The following is a 17,599-nucleotide window of genomic DNA, read 5'->3' as shown; positions in this document are numbered from 1 at the left end:
ATCGCGGTCCGGGTCTCGTCTCCGACTACCTTAGATCCTGTCTGCACCATCGACCACTCGGACCGCGAATGCAGAACCGCCCACCTCAGAAGTTGAGATGGGCGGTGTCGTGGTGCCCGCGACAGGATTCGAACCTACGACCTTCTGCTCCGGAGGCAGACGCTCTATCCACTGAGCTACGCGGGCAACGGATGCAACTCTATCACCGTTGGGCACCACCTCCCAAAACGGCACCGCGGGCAGTCCTCGAGGACTGCCCGCGGTGCCGTAGGGCTGTGATCAGCGATGTTCGAGCAGATCAGGCACCCTTCATAGCCTTGCGGCCGGGCACGTATTCCCAGTGCCAGAGCTCATAGGAATTGCGCTTGGCCCAGTCCGGATTCTCCCACCCGAACTTCTCGGCGTTGGCGACGAGCCATTCGTACTGCTGGCCGGTTCCGTTCTGCGTTCCCGCGCCGAGGTCCAGTGCCAGGCCCCAACCGTGGTTGGAGGTTCCGGGACGAGCCGCGAAGCCGGGTTTGCGTGCGGCGACGGAGACCTGTGATTCCAGCGAACGGTAGGAGTCGGTGACTGCGAGGTCTTTGCCGGTGTCCTTCTTGAAGGCAGCGTTCATCTTCGCGAACGACACGGCCGCATCGGAGCGCAGCTTGTGATTGCCCACGCCGATCTCGCACAGCCATCCGTCGGGCAGCTCGCCGTTGCTCGCCTCACCCTTCGGGGCTGCTTCGTCACAGCCGGGCAGAACGGTCTTCGTGATCGCGCGAGACGCCGCGTCGACCTTGGTCTGCTTGGCGCTCGGGGCGCCGATGGTCATCGAGGTCTTGTCATCGTCGTCGACCTTGATGTCGGCGGAGACCGATTCGGCGTTGATCGCACGCGGCTGGGACTGTGCAGCCGTGTCGTCGACCTTGACTTCCTGGTTGCCGCTCATGTTGCCGGCGACCATCACGGCAGCGATGGCGGTACCGGTGACCGAGACGGTGGCCAGAGCGGAGAAGGTGGTGACTTGACGGCGGCGGACCGAGCGCAGCAGCGAACCGTCGGAACCGCGGTTGCCGAGCTGAGCCGCGGCCAGCGTCGACGTATGACCCGCAGGGGTCATCGGTCGAGAAGCCTCTTTGGCCATCGCTGCCCGTCGCGGTGAGCCCACTGTTGCGCGGGCCTCGGCGGCCATCGCCGCGCGACGAGGTGAGAGGGCTGCGGATGCGCTGTTCCGCGACTGCGATGTCACGGGATGCGAAGAGTTGATCGTCGAAACCTGCGAAGAGGCGTTCTGCTTCCGCAGATCACGTCGGCGGACCGGCGGCGCCTCGACGGTCGAGAGCTCACTCGACATAGTGCTCCATACTGTTGGTGAAGATTGTGCGGTGGAAGCCCTCTGCCGGGCGCCCGAAAGCTTATGTCACAACACTATAACGACATCGTTACAGAATGTCACCTTCAGTTCATACACAGCGTGTGACCTGGTCATTTCCTGACGATGCATGGTCACAGATCACTACAGGCGCCCTACTCCAGCTGTCCTGAATCACTGTTTCGTTACGAACCGTTACACAGTCGGTCACGTCTGGGACTCCGCGCCGAACGGCACTTCCCACGAGCACAGGCATGGGCTCACGGCCGAACACATGGCCCCGCGCACCGGCACAGCGCCGGGAGCGGACGCGACGCCTCGACGGCGGCCTCCCCGCAATCAGGAGGCCGCCGTCTAGGCGAATGGGTGAGCCGGGCGGATCGGCCGGCGCAGAACGCTCAGCGGCGGAAGTCGAATCGTCCCCGCTGCATCGCGTCCTGGACTTCGCCGACGAGCTCTTCGAGCACGTCTTCGAGGAACAGCAGGCCGAGGACCTGCGCCTGAGAGTCGATGACGCGGGCGACATGGATTCCCGCCTTCTGCATCTGCGCCAGCGCCTCTTCGACCTCGTCATCGGCGGTGACCGTGAACAGGGGGCGGAAGCGCTTGCTCTGCACTGGAGCGTCGAAGGCCTCTTCGGTGTCCGCGTAGAGGACATCCTTGATGTGGAGGTAGTCCTGCGGATACCCGTCGTCACCGACGACGAAGTATCGGGAGAAGCCTGTCTTGCCGACCAAGGTCACAAGCTCGTTCGGGGTCACCTTGTCCGAGATCGTGATGAGTTCGGACATCGGGACCATGATGTCGGACGCAGTCTTGTCGCTGAACTCGATGGCGCCCTTGAGCAGCCCAGTATCATCACTGAGCAGTCCCTCGCGCTTCGACTCGGCCACGATCGATTCGACCTGCTCGATCGTATAGGCCTCATTGACCTCGTCACGGGCCTCGATCTTGAACAGGTGGAGGACCCCATTGGCCAGGCCGTTGAGGGGGCGGATGACGAAACCGAAGACCCGCGCCAGGAACACCAGCGGTGTCGCCAGCAGCATCACGGCCTGGCCGGAGGCGGCAAGCGCCAGGTTCTTCGGCACCATCTCACCGATGACCACGTGCAGGTAGGTGACGACGCCGAGCGCCAGGACGAAGGAGATCGTCGAGGACAGTCCGGCGGGAATGCCCAGGCCCTCGAGGGGACCGGCGAGCAGGTGGTGGATGGCCGGTTCGGCCACATTGCCCAAAAGCAGGGAGCACACGGTGATGCCGAGCTGGCAGATCGCCAGCATCAGTGATACGTGCTCCATCGCATAGAGAGCGGTCTTGGCCGCCGCGGAGCCTTCGGCCGCTCGCGGTTCGATCTGTGATCGCTTGGCAGCGACAATCGCGAATTCGGCGGCGACGAAGAAGGAGTTGCCCAGCAGGAGAACGACCAGCCAGACCAGTCCGAACCAATCGGCGCTCATCGAGTCTCACCTCCGGTTTCGAAAGCCCCTGCGTCGGCGGCGCGCAGCACCACCCGGAGGCGTTCGATGCGTCGTCCGTGCATCCGTTCGACCACGATGCGGGCATCGTCCATGCGGACCTCGTCACCCGGTTCGGGAATCCGCCCGAGCTCCTTGAGGACGAATCCGGCCAGAGTCTCGTAGTCCGAGTCCTCCGGGATCGTGACCCCTATCGTCGACGAGATCTCATCGGGCCGCAGCTGACCGGGCACGATCCAGGAGCCGTCGCGAGCCGGTCGTGCCGCGACGCGCATCCGATCGTGCTCATCGGCGACCTCGCCCACGAGCTCCTCGACGACATCCTCGAGCGTGACCACTCCAGCTGTGCCGCCGAACTCATCGACGACCACAGCCATCTGCAGACCGGTGGCGCGCAGCTCCAAGAGCAGCGGGTCGAGGCGCTGCGTCTCCGGGATCTCACGGACCTCGGTCATCAGCCCTCCTGCGTAGGCGTCGTCGCGGTTGCTCGGAGGCACGGCGAAGGCCTGTTTGACGTGAACGACTCCGACGATGTGGTCCTTGTCCTCGTCAGCCACGGGGAACCGGGAGAATCCGGTGTCCCGAGCCTGTTCGATGATCTGTCGAGCCGTGGTGTCCTTGTCCACCGTGGACATGCGCGTGCGCGGAGTCATCACGTCTTCCGCGGTGCGCTCGGAGAAGCTCAGAGTCCTCTCCAGCAGACCTGCTGTCTGCTCATCGAGCACGCCCTCTTCGGCGGAGTGCCGCACGAGTGAGGTCAGCTCCTCCGGGGAACGCCCCACCGAGCCTTCTTCCTGCGGCTCGATGCCCATCGACATGAGGATCTTGTTCGCCGTACCGTTGAGGACGGCGATGACGGGCTTGAAGACGATCGAGAAGACGTACTGCATCGGTGCGGCGATGCGACCGGTCGCCAGCGGAACAGCGATGGCGAGGTTCTTCGGCACTAGCTCTCCGAAGATCATCGATCCCACGGTGGAGACGATGAGGGCGATGGTCAGCGCCAGCGGGGCCGCGAGGCCGGGGCCGACGCCCCAGGCCTCGAACAGCGGCGCCAGCAGCCTGCCCAAGGACGGTTCCATGAGGTAACCGGTGAGCAGAGTGGTGATCGTGATGCCCACCTGCGCTGCCGAGAGCTGGGTGGACAGGTGGGTCATCGAACGCCGCAGCGTCTTCGCGCCGACGACACCTTCTTCAACCGCTTTATCGGCTGTATGGCGGTCGAGCGTCAGCAGCGAAAATTCGGCTGCGACGAAGACTCCGGTGCCGAGGATGAGCAGCAGCGCGAGGGCGAGGAGTATCCATTCCATCAGTGACTGTCCCCGCCGATCGCTATCTGCTCAGCAGAGCAGTTGAGGTGTGAGACCCTCGCGGGGTGAGGGTCGTCATCTGGGGCGCCGGCTTCCCGCCGGCCGGGACTGTCACTGTGCATGAGGAGATCTTACCAACTTCCCGACAGCGGTCGGCCCTCTTCGTAGCCGGCGGCGCTCTGAACACCGACCGCGGCCATACGCGCGAATTCTCCGAGATCACCGGCCCCGGCATAGGTGCAGGAGCTGCGGACGCCCGAAGTGATGCCGTCGAGCAGGTCCTCGACCCCAGGAGATTCAGGGTCGATGTACATAGTTGACGAAGAGATGCCCTCTTCGAACAGTCCCTTCCGAGCGCGCGCAAAGGCCGATTCCGCTCTGGTCCGGTTGGCCACGGCCCGAGCCGAAGCCATGCCGAAGCTCTCCTTGTACTTCCGACCCTCTCCGTCGACGAGCAGGTCGCCGGGCGATTCGTGGGTCCCGGCGAACCAGGATCCGACCATCACCTGAGAGGCCCCGGCCGCCAGGGCCAGAGCGACATCGCGGGGGTAGCGGACTCCGCCGTCGGCCCACACGTGGGCACCCAGCTCGCGAGCCGCCTCGGCGCATTCGAGCACTGCGGAGAACTGGGGACGACCGACCGCGGTCATCATCCTGGTCGTGCACATGGCTCCCGGGCCGACTCCGACCTTGACGATGTCGGCGCCGGCAGCGACGAGGTCGCGGACCCCTTCGGCCGTGACGACGTTTCCGGCCACGATCGGCACCCCGAGCTCGGCATCCGCGATCGCCGACAGTGTGTCGAGCATCTTCACCTGGTGGCCATGGGCGGTGTCGACGACGAGGACGTCCGCGCCGGCTTCGACCAACGCAGCGGCACGTTCGACCGCGGCACCGTTGACGCCGATGGCCACGGCGATCTTCAGCCGTCCTCGATCGTCGACATTGGGCGTGTAGATGGACGAGCGCAGCAGCGACTTCGGAGTCAGGCTGCCGAGCACCGTGTTCTCATCGTCGACGACAGCGGCGAACTCGGCTCGCGACTCCGTCATCGACTCGAAGAGGGACTCCAGCTGTGCAGCGTCCTCCCAGTCTACCTCGGAAGCGCGGATGACATGCGGTGAGGAGTCCAACAGCTCCGCCACCGAGGTGAAGCGATCGACTCCGCGCAGATCTGCAGCATTGATGATGCCTTCGAGCCTTCCCCCGTCGTCGACGACGACGCCGAAGCCGTGCGAACGCTTGGCCAGCACGTGCAGAGCGTTGAGCACTGTGTCATCAGGCGAGAAGCGCAGCGCGGATTCGAAGATCCGGTCGCGGCTCTTGACCCAGGCGATGGTCTCCTGCGCGGCGGTCAGCGGAATGTCCTGGGGCAGCACCGCCAGTCCCCCGCGACGTGCCATCGTCTCCGCCATCCGTCGACCGGACACAGCAGTCATATTCGCTGCGACGAGCGGCGTCGTCGACCCGGTCGGATCGGTCGCCGTGAGGTCGACTTCGAAGCGCGAAGTCAGTGCCGACGAGTTCGGCACGAGGAAGACATCGGAGTAGGTGAGATCGGTGTTCGGGTCATTTGAGATGAAACGCATAACACTATTGTCCCTTAACTGCACATTCGATGGCACATCACGTTAGGCTTGGAGATGTCGTTAAGCAGCAAGTCTTGAATCAGGAAGTAGGCGATCAACGCCGTGTCCGTCAATACTCCGAACCGCACCGTTGAAGACTTCGGGTCGAATGAGTGGCTGGTCGAGGAATTGTATGAGCAGTACAAGTCAGATAAGAATTCGGTCGACCAGTCCTGGTGGCCCTTCTTCGACAAGTACGAGAAGAACGGCGGAGGCGCTCAGTCCGCTGCCGAGCCCGCCGCCAAGCAGGAGGCGAAGCCGGCCGCGAATAAGTCGGATGCCAAGGCCCCTGCTTCAGCTGCAGCCCCGGCGACCTCCCGTGAGACCTCTCGCGGCGTCTCCCCGTCTTCGGCTGAGTCCGAGACGCTGAAGGCAGAGACCAAGTCCGTGCCGAAGGTCACCGCGAAGGAAGCCGCACCGAAGCCCGCACCGGAGGAGACGATTACTCCCCTGCGCGGCCCCGCGAAGCTCATCGCCAAGAACATGGATGAGTCGCTCGAAGTCCCGACCGCCACCTCGGTCCGGGCCCTGCCTGCCAAGGCGCTCATCGACAACCGGATCGTCATCAACTCGCACCTCAAGCGCACCCGAGGCGGGAAGGTCTCCTTCACCCACCTCATCGGATTCGCCGTGATCCGCGCCCTGCAGAACTTCCCCTCGCAGAACGTCTCCTACGACGTCCGCGACGGCAAGCCCGTGATGGTCTCCCCCGCCCACATCAACTTCGGCCTCGCCATCGACGTGCCGAAGAAGGACGGATCACGCACCCTGCTGGTGCCCAACGTCAAGAAGGCCGAGACGCTGACCTTCCGCCAGTTCGTCGACGCCTACGACGGCCTCGTCGACAAGGCACGGCAGGGCAAGCTCACCGCCGACGACTTCGCCGGCACCACGGTCTCGCTGACGAACCCCGGCGGAATCGGCACGGTCCACTCCGTTCCGCGTCTGACCAAGGGCCAAGGCTGCATCATCGGTGTCGGCGCGCTCGACTACCCCGCCGAGTTCCAGGGTGCCAGCCAGCAGACCATCAACTCTCTGGCCGTGTCCAAGGTGCTGACCCTGACCTCGACCTACGATCACCGCGTGATCCAGGGAGCCGGTTCGGGCGAGTTCCTCAAGCTCGTCCACAGCTACCTGCTCGGCGAAGACGGCTTCTACGACGATGTCTTCGAATCCCTGCGCCTGCCCTACGAGCCGGTGCGCTGGGTTCCCGACGTCTCGGCCGAAGACCAGGACGACGTCAACAAGACCGCACGCGTCATCGAACTCATCGATGCCTACCGCACGCGCGGTCACCTCATGGCCAATATCGATCCTCTCGTCTATCGTCAGCGGTCCCACCCGGATCTCGACATCAATCAGCACGGTCTGACCCTGTGGGATCTCGAACGCGAGTTCCCCACCGGCGGGTTCGGATCGAAGCCGATGATGCCCTTCCGCAACATCCTCGGACTGTTGCGTGAGAGCTACTGCCGGACCACCGGCTTCGAATACATGCACATCGCCGACCCGGTCCAGCGCCGTTGGTTCCAGTCGAAGATCGAGGTCCCGCATCAGGAACTCACCCGTTCGGAGCAGGGACACATCCTCGGTCGTCTCAACGCCGCCGAGGCCTTCGAGACCTTCCTCCAGACGAAGTACATCGGACAGAAGCGCTTCAGCCTCGAAGGCGGAGAATCTGCGATCGTCCTGCTCGACGAGATCCTCAACCAGTCCGCCGACACCGGCCTCGACGAGGTCGCCATCGGCATGGCCCACCGTGGTCGCCTCAACGTGCTGACGAACATCGCCGGCAAGTCCTATGCGCAGATCTTCCGTGAGTTCGACGGAACCATGTCCCCGGACAGCGTCCAGGGCTCCGGCGATGTGAAGTACCACCTGGGCACCAAGGGTTCGTTCACCTCGCCGGCAGGCAACACCACCGGCGTCTACGTCGCGGCCAACCCCAGCCACCTCGAGACCGTCGATCCGGTCCTCGAGGGCATCGTGCGCGCCAAGCAGGATCTCGTCGACCAGGGCGAGTCCGGCTTCACCGTACTGCCGGTCCTCGTCCACGGCGATGCCGCATTCGCCGGACAGGGTGTGGTCACCGAGACGCTCAACCTCTCCGAGCTGCGCGGCTACCGCACCGGCGGAACGGTCCACGTCATCATCAACAACCAGGTCGGGTTCACCACTCCCCCCGCCTCGGCGCGGTCCTCGTTCTACTGCACGGACGTCGCCAAGTCGATCAACGCCCCGATCTTCCACGTCAACGGCGATGACCCCGAAGCCGTCGTCCGGGCGGCCCGCCTGGCCTTCGAATACCGCCAGGAATTCAACCGGGACGTCGTCATCGACCTCGTGTGCTACCGCCGCCGCGGCCACAACGAGGGCGACGATCCGTCGATGACCCAGCCGACGATGTACTCCCTCATCGAGAAGAAGGGCTCGGTGCGCAAGCTCTACACCGAATCCCTCGTCGGCAGGAAGTGCATCACCGACGAAGAGGCCGCCGAGGCGCTCAAGGACTACCAGTCCAAGCTGGAATCGGCTTTCGCCGAGACCAAGGAAGCCGAGACCGGCTCCTACGACGGAGAAGCGTTCAACGCTCCCTACGAGCCCAGCGACATCGAGACCTTCAACGATGCCGAGACGGCCATCAGTCCCGAGACGCTGCAGCGCATCGGCGAGGCCTTCACCGAGATCCCCGAGGGCTTCACGGTTCACAAGAAGCTGCGGGCGCTGCTCGAGAAGCGCAAGGAGATGTCGCTGTCGGGCGGAATCGACTGGGGCTTCGCCGAGCTGCTGGCCTTCGGTTCGCTGCTCATGGACGGCGTGCCGGTGCGGCTGGCAGGTCAGGACTCCCGTCGCGGGACCTTCGTCCAGCGCCACTCGGTGCTCATCGACTCGGTCAACGGCAACGAATGGACGCCGCTGCAGAACCTCACCGAGGAGCAGGCTCGATTCTGGGTCTACGACTCCCTGCTCAGCGAGTACGCCGCTGTCGGCTTCGAATACGGCTACTCCGTCGAACGCAAGGACGCCCTCGTGGCGTGGGAGGCTCAGTTCGGTGACTTCGCACAGGGTGCGCAGACCGTCATCGACGAGTTCATCTCCTCCTCCGAGCAGAAGTGGCAGCAGAACTCCGGTGTCGTCATGCTCCTGCCCCACGGCTATGAGGGACAGGGACCCGACCATTCCTCGGGTCGCATCGAGCGTTACCTCCAGCTGTGCGCGGAGAACAATATGACGGTGGCCTACCCGTCCTCGGGCGCCTCGTACTTCCACCTGCTGCGTCGCCACGCCTCGACGACGAACAAGCGTCCGCTCATCGTCTTCACCCCGAAGTCGATGCTGCGCCTCAAGGCTGCCGCGAACTCGCCGGAGGACTTCACCTCGGGCAGGTTCCAGGCCGTCATCGACGATACGGACGTCGATGCCTCGCAGGTCGAGCGCGTCGTCCTCGTCTCCGGCAAGCTCTACTGGGAGCTCAAAGCCAAGCGGGAGAAGGACAACGACACGAAGATGGCGCTCGTCCGCCTCGAGCAGCTCTACCCGCTCGACGAGGCGGCCATCACCGCTGTGCTCGACCGCTTCCCGGCCGATGCCGAGATCGTCTGGGCCCAGGAAGAGCCGGAGAACCAGGGTGCATGGCCGTTCATGGCACTGCACCTGCCCGAGCTCCTCGGCGGCCGTGAGGTCAAGGTCATCTCCCGTGCCGCTTCTGCCGCCACCTCGACCGGGCTCAAGCACTTCCACGAAGCTCAGCAGAAGGAACTCGTCGACCGGATCTTCAGCCGGTGAGCAGCGACGTCACCACAACCATCGCCGTGGTCGGAGGCCCTTTGGTCGCCGGCCACGGCGATGGCCGTGGCCTCGGGTGGGTCGGTCGGGTGACGGCGAGGACTCTGCCGAGTCTGCCTGAACTCAAGGTGTATCCCCTGGCCGTGCCGGCCGAGGATTCCGCTGGTCTTCACGGTCGGACCATCGCCGAGGCGTCCCTGCGGTTCACTCGGGAAGGGGACAATCGTCTGGTGCTGGCTCTGGGGTCCGGGGATCTCGATTCGGGGCGTTCGGTGGCCAGGGCCCGGCTCGATGTGGCCAACATCCTCGACGAGGCGTTGGCTCGGAAGGTCTCGACGTTCGTGCTGGGCCCTCCGCCTGAACACGACGGTGACCGCAACCGTCGCATCGCCGAGCTCAATGCCAGCTTCTCCGATGTGGCCAAGCGGCGCGGCATCACCTATGTCGACACCTTCACGCCCCTCCTCGGCCATCCCGTGTGGCAGCGCGAGGTCGCATCGTCGCGGGACCATATGCCGGCGCAGGAAGGATACGGTCTGTTGGCCTGGCTGGTTCTCCATCGCGGCTGGTTCAACTGGCTGGGAGTCCAGGACGTCCTCGGCGACAGCTGAGCCGTCGATGAGGTGCCCGACCGAAGATCTCTGCGGGTGCCCGGCCGACGAAGAGCTCAGCCGTGACAGTCGCATCATCTTGTCAGACGAATTCGGCAAGGCGGGTGACCTGGTCCGACTTTGCTCTGCTCGGGTGATCATGAGACAATTGAGCGTCTATCAAAGGAGGGCACAATGAGCAAGCGTGGCCGTAAGCGTCGCGATCGCCGCCGTAAGAAAGCAAACCACGGCAAGCGTCCAAACGCATGATTCGCTGATACGTTCGGTGAATGACGAAGGCGGGAAGAGATTCGAATCTCTTCCCGCCTTCGTTGTGTCCGTGGACTCCCCTGTGCTTGGGCGCCGGTCAGGAGTTCTGTTCGAGCGCGATCCGCTGCCGGATCTTCTCTCGCAGTCCCATCGGGGCACGGTCGTGGCTGCACGAACGACGCACGAGCTCTTTGAGCAGCGCTTCGATCTCGTACTCGTCATGACACGACGGGCACTGTTCGAGGTGGATCGAGATCTCGCGGATCTCCGTCGTCGTCAGTTCTCCGTCCAGGTAGTGGTAGATGCGCATCAGTGACTCGGTCCTGACGCTTTCGCAGCATCCTTCGTCGCTCATTTCGCACCTCCCTCTGGACTCACGAAACCGCGCTCGGCGGCATAGTCGGCCAGCATCTCTCGCAGCTGTCGGCGACCGCGGTGCAGTCGGGACATCACAGTGCCGATCGGCGTCTCCATGATCTCGGCGATCTCCTTGTACGGCAGTCCTTCGACATCGGCATAGTAGACGACCATGCGGAAGTCTTCGGGCAGTGCCGAGAGTGCTTCCTTGACGTCGGAGTCGGGAAGGTGGTCGAGGGCTTCGAGTTCGGCGGAACGACCGCCGGAGGACGAGTGGCTGTTCGCCTGTGCGATCTGCCAGTCCTCGATGTCTTCGCTGCCGTGTTCCTGCGGCTGACGCTGCTTCTTGCGGTAGTTGTTGATGAAGGTGTTCGTCAGGATCCGGTACAGCCAGGCTTTGAGGTTGGTTCCGGGCTTGTACTGGTGGAAGGCGGCATACGCCTTCGCGTAGGCTTCCTGGACGAGGTCTTCGGCGTCGGCCGGATTCCGGGTCATACGCAGAGCAGCTGCGTAGAGCTGATTGACATATTCCAGAGCATCCCGTTCGAAACGCGCCGACCTCTCGGCGTCGGTTTCGGGGGCTTCTTTGACTGATTCGGTCATCGCAGTCAATGGTACGCCCGTTCTCTCCAGGACGGCAGTGGCGCTCATAGACTTCTCCTTCTGCCTGTCGACTTCCCGACGGGTGCACCCGTCGAATGGCTTCACCCCGTACAACATCGGACCGACGCCCCACTATTCCCACCTCAGCAGTTATGCTTGCCAGTGAGATGACCGCCACGTAGGAAGGACCACTGTGTCTCCCATTCGTCTTATCGCACGGCCCATGCTGGCCGCCGGCTACATCCTCAACGGCGTCGAACGACTGCGCAAGCCGGAGGCAGCGGCCGCATCGGTCGGCCCGCTCCTCAACCAGGCTCGCAAGCAGGTCGACGTCCCCGTCGACGCAGTGACTCTCGCCCGAGCCACCGGTGTTGCACAGGTCGCTGCCGGTTCGATGCTCGCCATCGGACGCTTCCCCCGCCTCAGCGCATCGATCCTCGTCGGCACCTACCTGCTCGACACCGTCGGTGAGCGTCTGTCTGCTGACAAGACGACGTCGAAGGAGGAGAAGAAGGCTCGCAACGAACGCACTCTTCTGCGGACCTCGATGCTCGGCGGTGCCCTGCTCGCCGCCGTCGACACTGCTGGACGCCCCGGCCTGTGGTGGCGGACCCAGCACGCGGCCGAAGACCTGTGGTCGAGCGTGGAAGACACCTCGAAGCAGGCTCTGAGCGCACTCGGAGTTGACTGACATCTCCACGCACACTCCCCCGGCGACCGGCGACTGGCAGCCGCCGGTCGCCGGTTCCGCCGTCTCTGCCACTGTGACCGTTCCCGGTTCCAAGTCTCTGACGAACCGCTATCTCATCCTTGCGGCTCTCGCCCGTTCCGGATCCGATCTCAGGGGATGGCTTCGCAGCCGCGACACCCTGCTCATGGTCGACGCCCTGCGTCGTCTCGGCGCCGTGATCGACGAAGACGGCGATGAGCTCCACATCGAGCCGATCCCCTTCCCGGACGGACACGTACCCACAGACGCAGCTGCACAGGACTCCGCACCGATCACCATCGACTGCGGTCTCGCCGGAACCGTGATGCGCTTCATCCCCCCACTTGCCGCGCTCACCGGTCGTGAGGTCGTCCTCGACGGCGACGAACAGGCCCGCGTGCGGCCGATGTCGGTGACGATCGAGTCGCTGCGGGAGCTCGGTGCGTCGATCACCTCCGCAGCGAGCACATTGCCGATGACGATCCACGCCGACTCTCAGCTGCGCGGAGGCCACCTCGGCATCGATGCCAGCGCCTCCAGCCAATTCGTCTCTGGTCTGCTCCTCGCCGCTCCCGTCATGCCTTTGGGACTCGAACTCACCAACACTGCGGACTCGGTGCCCAGCCGAACGCATGTGGATATGACGATCGAAGTCCTCCGCGACGCGGGCGTCGACATCAGCGAGCCCGAACCCGAGCGCTGGATCGTCGAACCAGGACTTCCGCGCGGTCTCGACGTGCAGGTCGAACCCGACCTGTCCAATGCCGCAGCCTTCGCAGCGGCGGCCGTGGCCACCGCCGGATCCGTGACCATCGCCGACTGGCCCGTGCACACCACGCAGGCAGGTGACGGCTTCCGCGAGATCGCCGAGGCGTTCGGAGCCACGGTGCGCCTCGATAGGGAAGGACTGCACGTGCAGGGCCCGGACCGGCTCACCGCTGTCGATCTCGACCTGTCGGCCGTCGGCGAGCTCACCCCAGTGGTCTCGGCTCTCGCAGCTATGGCAGAAGGAACGTCGCAGCTGCGCGGAATCGGGCATCTGCGTGGGCACGAGACCGACCGTCTGGCGGCTCTGACCAGAGAGTACGGTGCCATCGGCGTCGATGTCGTCGAGCACGCCGAGGCACTGACGATCACCGGCACCACACACCTGCGCCCGGCGCTGTGGCATACCTACCACGACCACCGCATGGTCATGGCCGGTGCCGTCCTCGCCCTGCGCAATGACGGAATGGTCATCGAGAACGCCGGCACCGTGGCCAAGACTCTGCCTGCCTTCACCCAGCTGTGGGAAGCCATGCTCACCCCCGGAGCCTGATATGGCGAAGATCTTTCGCGATGAGGACTACCGCCCCCGGCCGAACCGACGCGGTTCACGACCGCGGACGAAGAACCGCCCTGACCACAAAGACGCTGTATCGGGCCTGGTCACCGCGGTCGATCGGGGCCGGTACCGGGTCATCCTCGCTGACGACGACGGGAACTTCCCGTCGAGTCCCCCGATTCGGAAGAAGGGGAAGCGGTCACGGGGGGCCACCTCGGTGACGGCGGTGCGCGCCTCGCACCTGCGCAAGCAGGCGATCGTTCCCGGAGACGTCGTCCGCCTCGTCGGCGACACCTCGGGGGCCGAGGGGACCCTGGCCAGGCTCGTGGAGATCACCGAACGGCAGACCCTGCTGCGCCGCAGCGCCGATGACACCGACCCGACCGAGCGCGTCCTCGTCGCCAACGTCGACGTCATGGGCATCGTCACGGCCACCGTGGACCCGGATCCCTCTTTCGGTCTCATCGATCGCGCACTCGTCGCGGCCTTCGATGCCGGGATCACTCCCCTGCTCATCGTGACGAAGACCGATCTGCGCCCGGCGACGGAGCTGAAGGAACGCTTCTCCGCGTCCGGGATCGACATCGTCGAATCCTCCATCGATCCCGACGCCGAGCCGACCGATACGACAATCGCCGCGAACGATGCGGCCCGCGACGAGACAGAACCTCACGCCGAGGTGGCCGAGCGTCTCCGTGGACGCATCAGCGTCCTCGTCGGCCATTCCGGGGTGGGCAAATCCACGCTGACCAACGTTCTCGTTCCCGCCGCCGAGCGCGCGACGGGCCATGTCAACGACGTGACCGGACGCGGACGTCACACCTCGTCCTCGGCCGTGTGCCTGCCGTTGGAACGCGGCGGATGGCTCATCGACACCCCGGGAGTGCGTAGCTTCGGCCTGGCCCATGTGGACCGGGAGACCCTGCTCTCCGCCTTCCCCGAACTCGTCGAGGCCACGGCCGATTGCCCCCGCGGATGCACTCACCTCGCGGACTCTCCCGGCTGCCGACTCGATGAATGGGTGGCCGACGGCAAGGCCGGACCGGGAGGAGTCTCACGGCTGGAGTCCCTGCGCCGGCTGCTGCCCTCGACTGGATAGGCTGGAGGCATGAACGACCTCGACTTGGCGATCGAACTCGCCGATCTCGCCGATGCCATCAGCCACCCGCACTTCCGGGCACAGGACTTCGCCGTCGAAACCAAACCCGATCTCACCCCGGTCACCGAATGCGACCGTGCGGTGGAGAAGGCGATCATGGATCGCCTCACAGAGGTTCGACCCGATGACAGCGTGCTCGGTGAGGAATTCGGTGCACACGGGCAGTCATCGCGACGGTGGATCATCGATCCCATCGACGGAACGAAGAACTTCGTGCGCGGGGTGCCGGTGTGGGCGACGCTGATCTCCCTCTACGACGGTGACCAGCCGCTGCTGGGAGTCGTCTCCGCTCCCGCGCTCGGTCGCCGATGGTGGGCAGTAACGGGCCAGGGCGCCTACGCGACCGAGCTCGGGTCCCCGGCCGAACGCATCGCTGTGTCATCCGTCGATTCTCTCGCCGATGCGTCCCTGTCGTATTCGTCGCTGTCGGGCTGGAAGGAACTCGGCATCCTCGATGAGTTCCTCGATCTCTGCGATTCGCTGTGGCGCACTCGCGGATACGGCGACTTCTACTCCTATATGCTGCTCGCCGAGGGTGCTGTCGACCTCGCCTGCGAGCCCGAGCTCGCGCTCTACGATATGGGAGCGCTCGTACCCATCGTCCTCGAAGCCGGAGGCACCTTCACGAACACGGCCGGACTTCCGGGGCCCTTCGGCGGCAATGCCCTGGCCAGCAATTCTCGCCTCCATGAAGCCGCACTCGACCGACTCGGTCGGGTCGCTCCCGCGGAGGTCTCCTGATGCCGGACATCATGGGAGCCCCGCTGTGGCATGAGATGGCCGAGGCCGCAGGGCTCACGAATCCGGACGGGTCGATCGGTGAGACGATCTACGGGCAGATGACGAAGTTCGCCGCCGAGGTCGGAGCCGTCAACCTCGGACAGGGCGCTCCGGGCACGGAGCCTCCGGACGAGCTCATCGCCGCAACGGAAGAGGCGATGCGGGCCGGTTTCAATCAGTACGCCCCCGGTCAGGGATACCCGCAGCTGCTCGAAGCTGTGGGCGCTCAACGCGGACGCGATTTCGGACAGCACGTCGATCCGGACGAGGTGCTCTACACTGCGGGCGCCACGGAGGGCCTGACCGCCGCGATCCTCGCACTGCTGCCGCCGGGCGGCTCTCTCGTCGCCTTCGAACCGTTCTACGACTCCTATCCGGCGGCGATCGCCGCCGCCGGCGGAACACTGCACACGGTGCCGATCCTGCCCGATGGCCGTGGTGACTTCGCCCCGGACTGGGAGACTTTCGACCGAGTGATCGCCGAGGTCGATCCGGCGATCATCCTCGTCAACACTCCGCACAATCCCACCGGGTTCATCTTCTCTGCCGCTGATCTCGCCCGCATCGGACGAGCCGCCGAGGCGGTCGACGCCTGGGTACTCTCCGATGAAGTCTACGAGCAGCTCGTCCTCACTGATCTGGGGCATGTGCCTCCCGCAGTTGCCATCGAGGATTCTGCACGCGTCGTCACGGTCTCCTCGGCGGGCAAATCATGGAACACGACAGGATGGAAGATCGGCTGGGTCATCGCCTCTCCCGAGGTTCGCCAGGCCATTCAGACCGTCAAGCAGTTCCTGTCGTTCACGGCCGGCGGTCCGATGCAGATCGGAATGGCCGATATGCTGGACGGCGATTCGCAGTTCGTCGCCGAGAACCGAGCTTCGCTGCGGGCACGCGCCGATGTCCTCGTGCCCGCCTGTCGCTCGGTGCCGGGCGCTGAAGTGTCCACTCCGCGCGCCGGCTATTTCACAGTGGTTGACTTCTCTGCGCTGACGGATCGCGATGCCTTCGAGCTCAATGAGCTGCTGGCCAGAGAATTCTCCTTGGTCGGAATTCCCGTACCCGCTCTGTGCAGGCAGGGCAGCCCGGCGTATGAGGCCTATAGGTCCTCGATCCGATATTCGTTCTGTAAGTCCGTTGCCGATGTCGACAAGGGCGCACAGCTATTCAACGCACTCGGAGGGCACCTGCGGGAGCACCCGGACGCGCTGCGTCGGAGGAACTGAGTATCGCTGGCTTTCGTGGCCGAGGCACAATGAGTTCCTGATACGCGGGACGGCACGGGCATCGCCGCGCCGAGGGACAGGAGTCGCGGCGCCCAAAGACGCCAGAAGGGGCGAACCGCATAGACGGTTCGCCCCTTCTGTCTCGGGCAGCGACGCTGCCCGCTGAGTCTGGCTCCGTGTCGGCGCACGCGCCGATCAGCAGCCCAGCTCAGGGCATATCAGGCTTTGACGAGCTCCAGTTCGAGTTCGATCTTGATCTTGTCGGAGACGAGAAGCTCTCCTCCGCCGAGGACGGCTTCGAAGGACATTCCGAAGTCCTTGCGGTTGACCGTGGCGGTGGCCGAGAGGCCGGCGACCTGGTTGCCGTTCGGATCGGTGGCAACTCCTGCGAATTCGGTGGCGAAGGCGACTTCCTTGGTCACGCCGCGCATCGTCAGTTCGCCGACGGTCTCGAACTCATCGGCTCCGTCGGCCTTGATCGCGGTCGACTTGAAGCTCAGCTTCGGGTGTTCCTCCGCGAGGAAGAAGTCACCGCTCTTGAGGTGACCGTCGCGCTGTTCGTTGCGGGTGTTGATCGAGTTCGCTGAGGCCTCGGCGGACACGGCGCTGTCTTCGAGGGTCTCACCGACGTTCACGCTGCCGGCGATCTCTTCGAAGTGGCCGCGGACCTTCGAGACGCCCGCGTGGCGAGCGGTGAAGGTGAACTCCGAGTGGATGGGGTCGATGTTCCAGGTTCCGGCGGTGAGTCCCTGAGGCAGAGCAGTCATGATTTCTCCTTTTGGTTGAAATTTGAAGTACAAGAATGACTATAGTTCAACTTTCAACCAGCTGCAACCGCTGCAGATGAACGGCAAGTGACCATGTGGCGGAGGTCACCTGTATTCGGTTTGGCCGCCAGGTGACCCCTCGTGTAAAGTTAAGAACACGCCGCGGGGTGGAGCAGTTCGGTAGCTCGCCGGGCTCATAACCCGGAGGTCGGGGGTTCAAATCCCTCCCCCGCCACGATAGCGGCAGAACCCCCAGTC

15 protein-coding genes and 2 tRNA genes are annotated in these 17,599 nt (G+C 64.6%); 9 read left to right on the top strand and 8 right to left on the bottom strand.

What is annotated here, in order from left to right; genetic code table 11:
* Positions 1 to 110 precede the first annotated feature (110 nt).
* From ACOZ9V_RS08310 to ACOZ9V_RS08290, 5 genes are all read right to left on the bottom strand, one after another.
* Positions 111 to 186: transfer RNA gene (locus tag ACOZ9V_RS08310), tRNA-Arg, on the bottom strand.
* 112 nt (positions 187 to 298) lie between these two features.
* The gene (locus ACOZ9V_RS08305; protein WP_434595055.1) at positions 299 to 1,336 is read right to left on the bottom strand and encodes a M15 family metallopeptidase; all 1,038 of its coding nucleotides are present in this window, start codon (positions 1,334 to 1,336) and stop codon (positions 299 to 301) included.
* 416 nt (positions 1,337 to 1,752) lie between these two features.
* Complete coding sequence (locus tag ACOZ9V_RS08300) at positions 1,753 to 2,814, bottom strand: hemolysin family protein (protein ID WP_101545483.1); 1,062 nt, start codon at positions 2,812 to 2,814, stop codon at positions 1,753 to 1,755.
* Positions 2,811 to 4,142: a hemolysin family protein gene (locus ACOZ9V_RS08295; protein ID WP_139466966.1), complete on the bottom strand. Its 1,332-nt coding sequence runs from the start codon at positions 4,140 to 4,142 to the stop codon at positions 2,811 to 2,813. The genes ACOZ9V_RS08300 and ACOZ9V_RS08295 overlap by 4 nt, the downstream gene beginning before the upstream one ends.
* Before the next feature lie 131 nt (positions 4,143 to 4,273).
* Positions 4,274 to 5,731 (bottom strand): GuaB1 family IMP dehydrogenase-related protein, encoded by a 1,458-nt coding sequence (locus tag ACOZ9V_RS08290; protein WP_139907896.1) that lies wholly within the window; start codon positions 5,729 to 5,731, stop codon positions 4,274 to 4,276.
* A gap of 102 nt (positions 5,732 to 5,833) precedes the next feature.
* On the opposite strand from ACOZ9V_RS08290, the gene ACOZ9V_RS08285 reads away from it, so the two are divergent.
* The 3 genes from ACOZ9V_RS08285 (at position 5,834) to ACOZ9V_RS08275 (ending at position 10,416) form a co-directional block, all read left to right on the top strand.
* Entirely contained in the window at positions 5,834 to 9,556 is a 3,723-nt protein-coding gene (locus ACOZ9V_RS08285; RefSeq protein WP_139466964.1) for a multifunctional oxoglutarate decarboxylase/oxoglutarate dehydrogenase thiamine pyrophosphate-binding subunit/dihydrolipoyllysine-residue succinyltransferase subunit, read from the top strand.
* Positions 9,553 to 10,167: a GDSL-type esterase/lipase family protein gene (locus ACOZ9V_RS08280; protein ID WP_434595052.1), complete on the top strand. Its 615-nt coding sequence runs from the start codon at positions 9,553 to 9,555 to the stop codon at positions 10,165 to 10,167. The genes ACOZ9V_RS08285 and ACOZ9V_RS08280 overlap by 4 nt, the downstream gene beginning before the upstream one ends.
* Positions 10,168 to 10,341: 174 nt before the next feature.
* Positions 10,342 to 10,416: a 50S ribosomal protein bL37 gene (locus ACOZ9V_RS08275; protein ID WP_098731028.1), complete on the top strand. Its 75-nt coding sequence runs from the start codon at positions 10,342 to 10,344 to the stop codon at positions 10,414 to 10,416.
* Between the two features lie 97 nt (positions 10,417 to 10,513).
* Here ACOZ9V_RS08275 and rsrA read toward each other — a convergent pair whose 3' ends face one another.
* Together rsrA and ACOZ9V_RS08265 are read right to left on the bottom strand one after the other, a co-directional pair.
* Positions 10,514 to 10,771 (bottom strand): mycothiol system anti-sigma-R factor, encoded by a 258-nt coding sequence (gene rsrA, locus ACOZ9V_RS08270; RefSeq protein WP_039210641.1) that lies wholly within the window; start codon positions 10,769 to 10,771, stop codon positions 10,514 to 10,516.
* Entirely contained in the window at positions 10,768 to 11,424 is a 657-nt protein-coding gene (locus ACOZ9V_RS08265) for a sigma-70 family RNA polymerase sigma factor (RefSeq protein WP_373284066.1), read from the bottom strand. Before ACOZ9V_RS08265 ends, rsrA begins: the two co-directional genes overlap by 4 nt.
* A 145-nt stretch (positions 11,425 to 11,569) precedes the next feature.
* On the opposite strand from ACOZ9V_RS08265, the gene ACOZ9V_RS08260 reads away from it, so the two are divergent.
* Genes ACOZ9V_RS08260 through ACOZ9V_RS08240 form a run of 5 tightly spaced genes read left to right on the top strand, consistent with a single transcriptional unit; the run spans position 11,570 to position 16,574 of the window.
* A complete protein-coding gene (locus ACOZ9V_RS08260; RefSeq protein WP_139907894.1) occupies positions 11,570 to 12,067 on the top strand; it encodes a DoxX family protein in 498 nt (165 codons plus the stop codon).
* Positions 12,060 to 13,403 (top strand): 3-phosphoshikimate 1-carboxyvinyltransferase, encoded by a 1,344-nt coding sequence (gene aroA, locus ACOZ9V_RS08255; RefSeq protein WP_219922131.1) that lies wholly within the window; start codon positions 12,060 to 12,062, stop codon positions 13,401 to 13,403. Before ACOZ9V_RS08260 ends, aroA begins: the two co-directional genes overlap by 8 nt.
* Before the next feature lies 1 nt (position 13,404).
* Positions 13,405 to 14,508: a ribosome small subunit-dependent GTPase A gene (rsgA, locus tag ACOZ9V_RS08250; RefSeq protein ID WP_139466960.1), complete on the top strand. Its 1,104-nt coding sequence runs from the start codon at positions 13,405 to 13,407 to the stop codon at positions 14,506 to 14,508.
* Between the two features lie 9 nt (positions 14,509 to 14,517).
* Entirely contained in the window at positions 14,518 to 15,309 is a 792-nt protein-coding gene (gene hisN / locus ACOZ9V_RS08245; protein ID WP_139466959.1) for a histidinol-phosphatase, read from the top strand.
* Positions 15,309 to 16,574: an aminotransferase class I/II-fold pyridoxal phosphate-dependent enzyme gene (locus ACOZ9V_RS08240; RefSeq protein ID WP_434595049.1), complete on the top strand. Its 1,266-nt coding sequence runs from the start codon at positions 15,309 to 15,311 to the stop codon at positions 16,572 to 16,574. Before hisN ends, ACOZ9V_RS08240 begins: the two co-directional genes overlap by 1 nt.
* 218 nt (positions 16,575 to 16,792) lie before the next feature.
* Here ACOZ9V_RS08240 and ACOZ9V_RS08235 read toward each other — a convergent pair whose 3' ends face one another.
* On the bottom strand, positions 16,793 to 17,341 hold the full coding sequence (locus ACOZ9V_RS08235) for a YceI family protein (protein ID WP_139466957.1): 549 nt from the start codon (positions 17,339 to 17,341) through the stop codon (positions 16,793 to 16,795).
* 161 nt (positions 17,342 to 17,502) lie between these two features.
* Here ACOZ9V_RS08235 and ACOZ9V_RS08230 point away from each other — a divergent pair.
* Positions 17,503 to 17,576, top strand: a tRNA-Met gene (locus tag ACOZ9V_RS08230).
* Positions 17,577 to 17,599: the final 23 nt, after the last annotated feature.

The organism is Brevibacterium sp. 1718 (assembly GCF_051131255.1).
Taxonomy (GTDB): domain Bacteria; phylum Actinomycetota; class Actinomycetes; order Actinomycetales; family Brevibacteriaceae; genus Brevibacterium; species Brevibacterium sediminis.
Note: the sequence above shows the minus strand (reverse complement) of the source record. Positions and strands in the feature narration are given on the sequence as shown.